This is a genomic window from Emticicia sp. TH156, assembly GCF_002855535.1.
Lineage (GTDB): Bacteria > Bacteroidota > Bacteroidia > Cytophagales > Spirosomataceae > Emticicia > Emticicia fluvialis.
Genome location: NZ_PKRS01000022.1, coordinates 1 through 12,308 on the forward strand (window position 1 = coordinate 1; position 12,308 = coordinate 12,308).

Genomic DNA, 12,308 nt, shown 5'->3' on the forward strand with positions numbered 1-12,308 from the left:
CAGCAAAAGTGCTTCAACCTTGGTTTTTATTTCTTGTAAATCTATCACATCATTTATACCCATGAAGCGCTTTTCTATGATTCGACTTTTATAGGTATGCTGTATTGCCCGGCTTAGTTTATCCAGAAAAGGGTCATTATCAGCAACCGATTGAGAACTAAGCAGGATATGTCGCTCATAGTTTTCATAAAAATACTTGTGAAACTGCAAGGTAGGCCCTTCCGGATTTACCTCCTTGTCTTTAAAATCGTTGTGGCGGGCATACCAGGATAGTAAAATTTTCATGTCAAAATCTGATAGTATAAAATCAATTATTGATACAAATATATAAGAAAATCTTAATAAAAGGCTCTATTTTGTTAATGGCACAGCATTTGGGTATACTATTGCATATTGCAAACATTTAAAACCCCCATATTGTCATGAATAATCACATACAATGCCCAAAATGTAAACACGAGATTAACATTGAAAGCGTAATTGCCGAACGCATTGAAGCCGAACAAATGGCTAAGTTCAGTACAAAAGCCAATGCTCTTGCACAAAAAGAGCAGACCCTTGCGCAAGAGCAAGCTAATCTGCAAAGACAGGTGGCTACCTTATTAGAGCAGGAAAAAACTAAACTTCTGCCACAGTTAAAAGCTGCTATTAATGCCGAAAAAGAGCAGCAGCTTAACAGCCTGCAAGCCGAACTCAATGAGAAAAGCAGCCAGGTAGCGACTTTGAAAATGCAGGAAGGTGAGCTACTACGCCAGAAACGTCAGTTGGAAGAGGCACGCGCCGGTATTGATGCCGAAGTTGAAAAAAGACTGGCGACCGAAAAAGCTATTTTATTGGCCAACCTGCGTGAAAAAGTACAAAACGAAACGCTGGTTGAGTTGAAACAGAAAGACCTCATAATAGAGCAGATGAAAACGCAAATCAATGAAATGAAGCGTAAAGCAGAGCAGGGTTCTATGCAATTGCAAGGAGAAGCGCAGGAAGTGGTTATTGAAGAGATATTGCGCTTATTGCATAGATTTGATGAGTTTGAAGAAATAAAAACCGGAGAACTCGGCGCCGATATTCTGCAACGTGTCTTTAACCGCACCGGACAATGCTGTGGTAGTATTTTGTTTGAGAGTAAGAATACCAAAGGCTTTAGCGAGCAATGGGTAGAGAAACTCAAAGAAGATATGAGGCTGAAAAAAGCTGATTTAGGAGTGATAGTTACCCGGGCTTTACCTAAAGGTGTAAGCAGTTTTGAACAGCGTGAAGAAAACCTTTGGATTTGTTCGTTTGAACACTTTAAACCGCTTACATTTGCATTACGGGCTTTATTGCTGAAAGTAGAGGAGATAAGAATTGTGCAGGCCAACCAGGGCGATAAATCTAAGTTGTTGTATGAGTATCTGGTTGGGACTGAGTTTAAAACCCAGCTTAAAAACATACACGATACTTTTAGTGGCATGCACCAGTCTCTTTTTAAGGAGAAAAAGGCTGCTTTGCTGAACTTTAAAAAGCGCGAAAAGGAAATTGACCGCATTATGCGCAGCCTGACCGATATTGCCGGAAGCATTAATGGTATCTCAGGCCAGACAGTAGCCGAGTTTACCGACTTTGAAGAGATAGAAGACGATACAAATTTATTGGAGTAATAAACCAAATAAGCCATTAGTAAAGCTTTTTGCTAATGGCTTAAACCTAAATAGATAAGATTGAAATTTTATGAATTGGAAGAAAGTTAAGTTGGGGGAAATTTGTGAAATCTTTTCCGGTTTTGCATGGAGCGCAAAAGATTTTAGCCCACATGGGCATATACCAATTATCCGTATTCAAAATATCGGTAAAAATGGAAGTGAAGAGTTTGTTTATTGGGATAAAAATTATGACTCGAAATATATTATCAAGACTAATGATATACTTTTAAGTCTTTCTGGATCAATAAAAATTGACTATTGGAAAGGAATAAATGGATTACTTAATCAACGAATTGTAAAAATAACTCCAGCTAAAAATGTTGAAAAAAAATGGTTGTTTTGGCAAATAGGCAAATTTATTAAGAAAATTGAAGGAATGGGTAAACTTGCCTTAGTAAACAATGTGTCTTTAGGAGATATTAAAAATCTCGAAATTCCCCTCCCTGAACTTGCAACACAAAAGCACATTGCAGAGGTATTAGATAAAGCCGATGTTTTACGTCAACAAAATCGTCAGTTGCTGACACAGTATGATGAACTTTTGCAAAGTACCTTTATTGAGCTTTTTGGAGACCCTGTTAAAAACCCGAAGGGTTGGGAGGTCAGGAGATTAGGAGATATTTGCGATAATATTCAAATAGGGCCATTTGGTTCATTGCTTCATCAAGAAGATTATATAAGTAATGGTATTCCTTTAATTAACCCTATAAATATTATTAAACAAAAAATTGTACCCGACTTCAATTTAACAGTTTCAGAAAAGAAATTTGCAACATTAAAAAAGTATCATTTGAGAAAAAATGATATTATAATGGGTAGAAGAGGAGAAATGGGTCGTTGTGCATTAATCACCGAAAAGGAAGATGGTTGGTTATGTGGTACTGGAAGTTTGTTTTTAAGACCAAAATCAAACGTTAATTCATATTTTTTGCTCAATATTTTATCAAGTAGCAAGATAAAAAAACTTTTAGAGGCTGAGGCTCAAGGTGTTACAATGCCAAACCTTAATTCAAAAATTGTTAATAATATACCGATTATCTCACCAACAAGTAATATCCAATACAATTTCGCTAAAATAGTAGAGCAAATAGAAGTACAAAAAGAACAGGCAAAAAAGGCTTTGGATGAAAGTGATGCTTTGTTTGAGGGGCTTTTGGCTAAGTATTTTAATTAACGAATCAAATTAATAGGATGAATTTTCAAGAGGCAATAGAGATAGTATTAGCGAGTTCTCCAAGACCATTAACTCCAGTAGAGATAGCAAATGCCATTAATGAGCGTAAGCTATATCTTGATTGGAAAGGGAAACCTGTAAATGCTAATTTAGTAATAGGAAGAGCATCTCAACATTCTAATACATTTGAAATTACAGGTAACCTAATAGGTTTACTAAATAATAATACTGAAATAAATAATATCCTGAGACAACTCAGAAATATTTTAGCTCATACCTATCTACCAGAATCAGATATATTAATTCCATTTCTTGCATTTTGGGCACGTTTAAGCAACATAGGCGGAGAGCTAAAGCAACGATATTTTGGGCATTATGATTTCTATATGTTTGCTAGCAACTATTTTTATAAAGAGGTAGTCAATTATTTAAAAGATACTTTTATCTTCTTTAGTAAAAGGTTAGAATTAGAGTCCAATATAAGCTTAGACTCTTTTCAAAATACACTTAAACAACTTGAAAATGATAGAAATGATTTTGTTGAGTCCTACAAATATATAGTTGATGTAATAAGGTATTCAGTGATATTCAATGAGGATTTTTCAGATAAGGAATTTAGCTATTTTTTTAATGAAATTTTAAAAGGACAAAGGTTACAATATAGATTTCAAAGTTACAATAACACCAATAATTCAATTTTACATTTAGTAAAGAAAATCATAGGCAATAATAATTCTGATAGTTTTTATGACCCATTTGCTGGAACTGCGGGATTCGTAAATTCAATAGTTGATAATTTTTATACTAAAATTAGATTATATGAAATTAACAATACGACAGCCCTTTTAGGATGGATGAGTTTAACTTTAAGTGGATATAAAAATTTTGAATATATAGTTAAAAATTCATTATACAATTTTGATAGCGATACGTATGATTTAATTATAACAGAGCCCCCATTTAATGTAAAATTGCCTGACTATTTTTATCATGAATCATATAACTTTTTAAGGGCTAAAGATTTTGATTCTATTTATCTCCAGTTAATTATAAGCAAATTAAATGCTTGGGGTAAAGCTATTGTTATTGTACCAGATGGGGTACTTTTTTCAAAAAAAACATTAAAAATTAGAGAGTACTTAGTGAGTGAAGATATTTTACAAATGGTTATTTCTCTACCATTGGGAATATTACAGCCACTGTCTGGAATAAAATTAAATATTCTGGTAATAAATAAAGTTAAAAAGCTGGATAGAATTAATAGTATTTTATTCCAAGAACTTAATAATGAAGACTTTATATTAGAGGATATTATTAGCATCAATAGTGATTGGTCTCAACTCCCTCTAAATGCTATAAGTATATCGAATGCAGATATTTTAAAAAACGCTGATATTTCTTTAAATGTTAGTCAATATGTTAAATTATTTGATTCAGATAATGTTAAAATATCGATTAAGAGTCTTATTAATACCTCGAAATCAGGTAAGCCTGGAATTGATACACTAGCGATAAAAAGACAATATGTTATTGAAAGTAACCCGATTCCTTTAATTACAATAAAAGACTTATCAGATTCAATATCTAATTATAATTTAAATTTAGATAGTGTAGACAAATACATCGTAGATAGTGAAGGTAAATTCATAAAAGAACTAATTTATGATGAAGCCATTTTAATAGCTAAAATAGGGAATAAACTTAAGGTTACATATTTTGATGGTAAAAGACCAATTATTATAAGCAGTAATGTAATGGCATTATTTGCTAATAATGAGGTTTTAGCTGAGTTTTTAATTTCACAACTAAATCAGGAATATGTAATTAAACAGTTGAAAAGAATCAGGAAAGGACTTGCTCAACCTTATTTTACAAAAAAAGACTTTCTTGATGTGAAAATTAAATTTTTACCTTTAGCTGAACAGAAAGAATATTTAAACGAATACTATAAAGAAGCTGTAGTTAATACTGAAAGAATAATTAGTGATGAAAAAAGAAAATCAGATGAGGTTGAAATTACAATATTGTCATCTCTGCAACATGAGTTAAGAGGGCAAATATTACAACCACTTAAGCAAGAAGTAGGTAATATTAAAGCATATTTGAATAAGAAGAATGTCAGTACTCAAACCTTTTCCTGGGAGGATAAATTGACGAATCTGCCTTATAGTAGAAAAGTAAAAGAAGCTTTTGAACATATTGATGAGGTGATAATTACGGCTACTAAATTATTTGATAATATTCAAAGTCTTATTGATTTAGATAAGAGCAAAATCAAAAAAGAGAAAGTTTTATTACAGGAATTAATAAAAACTAATACTGAGTCATTTAAGGATGAATTAAAAGATATACATATTTCATATTCATTCAATTTTGATGGAAAATCAAAAATTGAATGTGAAATAGACAAAAACAGTTTTAGTAACATAATAAGCAATTTTATACGTAACTCTTTAGTACATGGCTTCGATGAAACAGTTAATAACAAGATTATAGCTTTTAATATTTATAAAACCGAAGATGGAAAAGACATAATATTAGAGATGGTTGATAATGGGAAAGGATTTTCAGATAACTTCAGTTTTAGTGATTATAAATCATTTGGTATTAAATCTAATAGTCAAGGTTCAGGTATTGGTGGCTATTTATTAAGCCGCACTGTTGAAATACATGAAGGAATTCTAGAGAATATTAATAAAGGTAAAATTATTTCAATTCCAGCGTATAGAAATTACCCTTTTTTGAGCAAAGATGCTAAAGCAGAAAGCAAGGAAATTACATTTAAATCAGGAGTATATTTAAGAATAATTTTACCAACAATTAATAAAGAAAAATTATGATAAAGGCTTTATGGAGTGATGATATTTTTCAAAGCGAAAAAGAAATAAATACAAGTGTAGAATTTGCATATACAAATGGCATTTTAGTTGTCCCAATTCAAACTTGGGATAATGCTCAAAACGAAATTGAAATTGGTGGGGATAGTTACGATGTCATAATTTTGGATGGAATGGGTCAAAGGACTATTGACTCTAGAACAGATGACCCTAGCCACTTAACAAAAGCAATCAGTTGGTTAAGTGAGCAGCGAGGGAGGGGTAAAGATTACCCAATAGTAGTTTACACTGGCTATTATGATAATATTAAAGCATTATACGAAGATGATGGCAATATTAGGGCTATAGTTAAGAAACCTAACATAGAGGAATTGTATGAAAAAATAAAAGATATAGTTAAAGAAAAACCTAATGTTAAAATAAAACAAAGATATAACAAAGCTTGGGAAATTTTCACTAATAAAATTTTAAGCACTTCAGAGGAAAATAGCTTATTAAACCTAATTAAAAAGGATGAAGCAAATAACATAAAGAACGAGGATTTCAATACCGTTAGAATACTTTTTGAATCATTATTGAAAAGATTTAATCAGATAGATGATATTAGATTATTACCAAATGATGTCATTAGGGAAAATGGTTCTGTTAATTTCGATTGGTCAATCAAAATACTTATGGGATTACGTACAGAAATAAAGTATGGTAATGATGTAGTTAGAGTTATACCTTTTAAAACTGATTCTGTTATTCCGAAAACTCATCATATTAAATATTATTTTGAGTTTGTTAAAAATGTAGCAAGCACATTTTCGCATTCTTATAGAAACGAATATACTTTAAGTTCCTTTTCTGCATGCCTTAAGGCATTAATAGAAATTTTTGCCTGGTCTAATAAATTGCTTATAGAAAAATACAGCGATAAAATTTAAGTTTATTTATGCTTACAGGAGAAAAACGTACACAAATAGATAAGGTTTGGAATGCTTTTTGGACGGGTGGGGTATCGAATCCATTGACAGTGATTGAACAAATCACTTATTTATTATTCATTAAAAGACTTGATGAACTACAAACTGCTAAAGAACATAAGGCGAATTTATTAGGTAAACCTATTGATGCGCCCATCTATGATAAAACCAATGCCGATTTGCGTTGGAGCAGGTTTAAAGACCGTGAGCCGGAGGACTTATTTGAGCATTTTACGAAGCCGGAGGGTGTTTTTAATTTTATCAAAAATCTGGGTCAGGATAATGCCTTTAGTCGTTTCATGAAAGGGGCGACTTTTCTGATTCCAACAGCCAGGGTATTAGCACAGGTAATAGATTTGCTCGATGATGTAGAAATGACCTCCCGTGATACCAAAGGTGATGTGTATGAATACCTGTTGTCTAAAATTGCTACTTCGGGTACCAATGGCCAGTTTCGTACACCCCGGCATATTATTAAAATGATGGTTGAAATGATGCAGCCGCTACCGCAGGATGTGATATGCGACCCTGCCGCAGGTAGTTGTGGTTTTCTGGTAGCGTCGGCTGAGTATGTGCAGGAAAAATATCAGGATAGGTTGACAGATGCGGCGTTCAGAAAGCATTTTAACGAAGAGATGTTTATCGGTACCGAGTTTGATGCCACCATGATACGCATCGGTGCCATGAATATGACTATGCATGGCATAGAAAACCCGAAACTGAAAGATGTAGATGCGCTTTCGGAAGCTAATGCAGGGTTTTTCGATATAGCTACGCTAGTAATGGCTAATCCACCCTTTAAAGGCAGCCTTGACCATGAAGCCGTTGAGAAAAATATTCTGTCGATAGTAAATTCTAAAAAAACAGAACTGTTATTTTTAGGGCTTATGCTGAGAGGCTTGAAAATTGGTGGAAGAGCCGCCGTAATTGTACCCGATGGCGTTTTGTTTGGCTCATCAAATGCCCATGTGCAGATACGTAAAGAAATTATAGACGGGCATCAGTTAAAAGCAGTTATTTCGATGCCTTCGGGGGTTTTCAAACCTTATGCCGGAGTAAGCACGGCCATTCTGATTTTTACAAAAACGAATTCCGGCGGAACAGACAACGTCTGGTTTTATGATATGCAGGCTGATGGGTATAGTCTGGATGATAAACGCCAGGAAACACCCGGTAATAATGATATACCGGATATTATCGCACGCTACCACCAAATGGAAAGCGAGGCCAGTCGACAAAGGATTGACCAGTCGTTTCTGGTGCCTGTGGCGGAAATAAGAGCCAATAATTATGACCTGAGTTTAAACCGATATAAAGAAGTAGTACACGAAGAAAAACACTATGAAGCATCTGGGGTGATTATTCAGCGCATCAAAGATATCGATAAAGCACGGCAGGTAAATCTGGCCGAGCTTGAAAAATTATTAGCTGTTGACCTATAACAATACAGTAATGACTCAATCAAATTTCTCTTTCCTGACCGACGAATGGGCGTATATCTATGAAAACGCACAAAAAGCCGAAAGCTATGTCTATACAGAGCCAACGGTTGCCGCTATTTTGTGCCGGAAAGCCCTGGAGGAAATACTGACGTGGTTATATGACCATGATGCCGACCTGGAGTTACCCAATAAAGACCAGTTTAATCTGAATGATTTAATCTGGGAAAAAAGCTTTCAGCAAACCTGGGGAAAGGAATTTGGCAGAGAGTTGTCGTTCATAAAAAAAATTGGCAATGATGCCGCCCATGCCAGTATGCAACTGCGTAGTGAGGAGGTGATGGCCTCGGTAAAATATCTGTTCAGATTTTCGCATACAGTAGTAAGAACGTTCTCGTCGTCGAGGGAAGTAAAAGCTTTCAGGCTTTTTGATGAAAGCTTTATTCCACGCTCGGGCAATACATTATTAGCTAAAGAAGTAGAGAAAATAAAGCAAGAAGCCGCCGAGAAGCATATTGAGCTACAACGCAGAGAAGCCGAACTAAGCGAAAAAGAAGAAGAACTGGCTAAAGTAAGGGCACAATTGACACATTATGAGCAATTGAGCAACAATAATGGTATTGTGCCTGCTCCAGCGGTTTTATCTGAAGCTGAAACCCGCAAGTTGTATATTGATGTGATGCTCAGAGAAACAGGCTGGAAAGTGGATGCGCCCAATATGCAGGAGTTTATCACAATGGCTATTGACGAGGCGACAGGCGTGAAAGCTAAGTTGAAGATTGACTATGTCTTGTGGGGAAATGACGGTAAACCATTGGGTATAGTTGAAGCCAAACGTACCAGTGTGGCTGTAGAAAGAGGACGTAGCCAGGCCAAGAATTATGCTGATGCGTTGCAAGAGGTATATGGGCAACGACCCATTATTTTTTATACCAATGGCTATGATACCTACTTGTGGGACGATACACAGTATGCTCCCCGTAAAGTATATGGTTTTCTGAATCAGGAAGAGCTGCAAAGGTTGATGATAAGAAAAACGCAGCGTAAAAAATTGAGTGAACAAAAAGTAAATCAGGCGATTGCTAACCGATATTATCAGGAACGGGCTATCAGAAGAGTAGCTGAGCGTTTTGAGACAGAAAACCAACGCAAAGCCTTGTTGGTAATGGCTACCGGAACCGGGAAAACACGGGTATCGGCTGCTATAGTTGATTTACTGACTAAAGCCCAATGGGCTAAAAGAATTTTATTTCTGGCCGATAGAAATGCATTGGTAACTCAGGCATTTAAGAATTATAATGAGTATCTGCCTAATCTGACAGGAATAGACCTGACCAAAACTGTTGATGAAGGAAGTGCAAGGGTTGTATTCTCGACTTATCAGACTATTCTGAACAGAATTGATGAAGATTATAGAGAGAACAAACGTTATTATGGAGTAGGTCATTTCGACCTTATTATTATAGACGAGGCACACCGTTCTATCTATGATAAATACGGAGCGATATTTGAGTATTTTGATGCTTTCTATCTGGGCCTTACAGCTACCCCTAAAAACGAAACTGACAGAGATACTTATGCGCTGTTTAATCATGCCCAGGGCGAGCCAACCGACGCTTACGAATATACTACAGCCGTAGCTGATAATTATCTGGTGCCTATCAAGAAAGTAAAACTCTCATTGAAATTCCCGATGCAGGGTATCCGATACAATAGTTTGTCGGAGGAAGAGAAAAGAGAATGGGAGCGCAAGTTCTATGACCCGGCCACCGGAGAGATAATTGATGAGATAGATTCAGGGGCCATTAATCAGTGGTTGTTTAATCGGGATACGGTTGATAAAGTATGGCAGTCATTGATGGAGCATGGGCATAAAGTAGCCGGAAACGAGAAGCTGGGTAAGACTATTATTTTTGCCCGAAATCATAAACATGCCGAATTTATTCATAAAAGATTTTATGATTTGTATCCTCACTATAAAAAGGGCGAGGTAAAAGATTTTGCGAAGATTATAGACAACTACGATAAGAATGCAGAGGGAAGTATCTTAGAATTTAAAATAAAAGACCGCTATCCACAAATCGCCATATCGGTTGATATGCTTGATACAGGTATTGATGTACCCGAAATTGTTAATCTGGTATTTTTTAAACCTGTTTATTCGGCAGCTAAATTCTGGCAGATGCTGGGTAGAGGCACACGTCTATGTAAAGACCTTTTTGGCCCCGATGATGATAAAAAAGACTTTTATGTGTTTGATGTTTGCAATGTATTTGACTTTTTTGATATGAATCCTCAGGGAGTTATTCCCGGGAAAGCCAAATCGTTGAGTGAAAGCCTCTTCAATACCAGAGTAGAAATGCTTTATCTATTGCATACCCAAACAAATACATTACCAGAAAGTGAAGACTTTGAATTGGCAAAATCATTGGTTCAGATGCTTCAGCAACAGGTTGCAAGCCTGGCAAGCCTTGAGAAAAGGGGTTTTGAAGTAACACTTCATCTCAGGCAAGTAGAGTATTATGGCAACTTAGGTAACTGGAGTTCTATTAAAGCAAGTCAGGTAAGCGAGTTGGCAGAACATGTGGCTCCTTTAGTACATGACGAGGAAACGCATGAGCAAATAAAGCGATTTGACCTTTTGATGGCTAAGCTGCAGCTTGCCATTCTGCGAAGTGAGGGAACACAAGCAAACTATATAGAGAAGTTACAGACGATAGCTTCCGAATTACTTCGAAAAACCGATACTGTGCCTACTATAGCCAGAAAAAAAGAAACTTTAAGAAGTGTTCTCCAGACAGAGTTCTGGGCAGAAATCTCAATCTCCGGTCTTGAAAAAGTAAGACTTGAAATTCGGGAATTAAACAAATTATTAGAGCAAAGCACAGGTAAAGAGGTATTCTACACTAATTTTCAGGATGAACTTACAGCTCCTATTGTAACTGAACATTTTATAGGAGATTATGGTAATTTTGAGAGTCATTATGCAAAACTCAGGCGTATTATCCATGATAACGCCAATCATTTAACAATTCATAAACTACATACCAATCAGCCCATAAGTTCTTTTGAATTAGACGAACTTGACCGATTACTTTTTGAACAATGTGGTTTTGAAACTCACGAGAAATTTAAAGAGGTTTTAGGTGATAAACCACTTGGTGTTTTTATACGTTCAATTTTAGGTCTAGACAAAGACTCAGCGCGTAGTGCTTTTTCAGAATTTTTATCAAATGGGCCACTTAGTTCACAACAAATAGAGTTCATCAATCAACTTATTACACTATTCAGTCAAAATGGTACTGTGGAGCCTGATATGCTTTTTGAACAACCTTTTAAGAAATATCACGAGAGTGGAGTAGCTGGGATTTTTCCAGACCATGCTAATAGACTACTTACTATTATTGAAGAAACTAATAGGAGAGCAAATGTTGGTTGAATGTTTTAAAGGTAAATGATGAACGTTCTATTTGAAAATGTCTTCAATTTTAAATGAAATTTTAAAGGAATAAATAACTCTTTTGGATTACTTCAAAAAGAGGACATATATAAAAGGATTAATATCTGATTTCAGTTTAGCGCATCATGTGCCTATTTGTTTATTTTTCTGCCAACTAGTGCAATTTTTGCACTAGTTCCAGTTTCATCAATTTCATCTTTGCTATCCATAGTTCTTATTTCCACTAGTAACTCCATTCCTTCAGCGACAGACTGTATTGCCATACACTTCACCTCAATTTCCAACTTCCGCTTTTTGTAGAGCCTATTCTTTCTATGAAATGGGCTTCACGCAGCTTTTTCAGTTGATACTCAACACCTCTGACAGATAATTTTGTCAGCTCTGCAAGTTCTTCTCTTGTTACTGCCGGATTATCCTTAATGTAGTTAAGTATAAGGGCCGAACTTCCTTTTAAGATTTCTCCCACAGTTTCTCTCACAGGTTTTGTCACAGTTTCTCCCACAGTTTCTGTTTTGGGGTAAACGACAATTCTAAAGCCATGCTGGAAGTTTTCAAAAACCGGTGGAATCAAACTATTAAGTAGAAAACCTTCTCGAATCCTTTTAATCTCTGAGCTTAAGTTTTCATTTTTAATATTTCTTCCAATTGCTTAGTTGACGTGGTTCATTTTTAGTTTACACTTTTTGCGAATTATTAAAAGACAAATATTTACTTTTTGAACCTATTTTTCGGTAGTACAATTCTTCAAAAG

General features: G+C 35.2%; 8 protein-coding genes. 6 read left to right on the plus strand and 2 right to left on the minus strand.

Annotated elements, in window-relative coordinates; translation table 11 throughout:
* Window positions 1-285 (minus strand): hypothetical protein (locus C0V77_RS22535; protein WP_143706168.1); only part of this gene is annotated, 285 nt, incomplete at its 3' end.
* A 137-nt stretch (window positions 286-422) separates the two neighbouring features.
* Here C0V77_RS22535 and C0V77_RS22540 point away from each other — a divergent pair.
* The 6 genes from C0V77_RS22540 (at window position 423) to C0V77_RS22565 (ending at window position 11,536) form a co-directional block, all read left to right on the plus strand.
* Entirely contained in the window at window positions 423-1,637 is a 1,215-nt protein-coding gene (locus tag C0V77_RS22540; protein WP_101728657.1) for a DUF2130 domain-containing protein, read from the plus strand.
* Between the two features lie 70 nt (window positions 1,638-1,707).
* A complete protein-coding gene (locus C0V77_RS22545) occupies window positions 1,708-2,853 on the plus strand; it encodes a restriction endonuclease subunit S (RefSeq protein WP_101728658.1) in 1,146 nt (381 codons plus the stop codon).
* 17 nt (window positions 2,854-2,870) lie between these two features.
* A complete protein-coding gene (locus C0V77_RS22550) occupies window positions 2,871-5,693 on the plus strand; it encodes an N-6 DNA methylase (protein ID WP_101728659.1) in 2,823 nt (940 codons plus the stop codon).
* Window positions 5,690-6,619 carry a hypothetical protein gene (locus C0V77_RS22555; protein ID WP_101728660.1) on the plus strand — a complete coding sequence of 310 codons (930 nt, stop codon included), beginning with the start codon at window positions 5,690-5,692 and terminating at the stop codon, window positions 6,617-6,619. The genes C0V77_RS22550 and C0V77_RS22555 overlap by 4 nt, the downstream gene beginning before the upstream one ends.
* Window positions 6,620-6,627: 8 nt before the next feature.
* Window positions 6,628-8,100 carry a class I SAM-dependent DNA methyltransferase gene (locus C0V77_RS22560; protein ID WP_101728661.1) on the plus strand — a complete coding sequence of 491 codons (1,473 nt, stop codon included), beginning with the start codon at window positions 6,628-6,630 and terminating at the stop codon, window positions 8,098-8,100.
* Window positions 8,101-8,110: 10 nt separating this feature from the next.
* The gene (locus tag C0V77_RS22565) at window positions 8,111-11,536 is read left to right on the plus strand and encodes a DEAD/DEAH box helicase family protein (RefSeq protein ID WP_101728662.1); all 3,426 of its coding nucleotides are present in this window, start codon (window positions 8,111-8,113) and stop codon (window positions 11,534-11,536) included.
* Window positions 11,537-11,825: 289 nt separating this feature from the next.
* Here the strand turns inward: C0V77_RS22565 and C0V77_RS22570 are convergent, their stop codons facing one another.
* A complete protein-coding gene (locus C0V77_RS22570; protein WP_158238001.1) occupies window positions 11,826-12,128 on the minus strand; it encodes a winged helix-turn-helix transcriptional regulator in 303 nt (100 codons plus the stop codon).
* Window positions 12,129-12,308 lie beyond the last annotated feature (180 nt).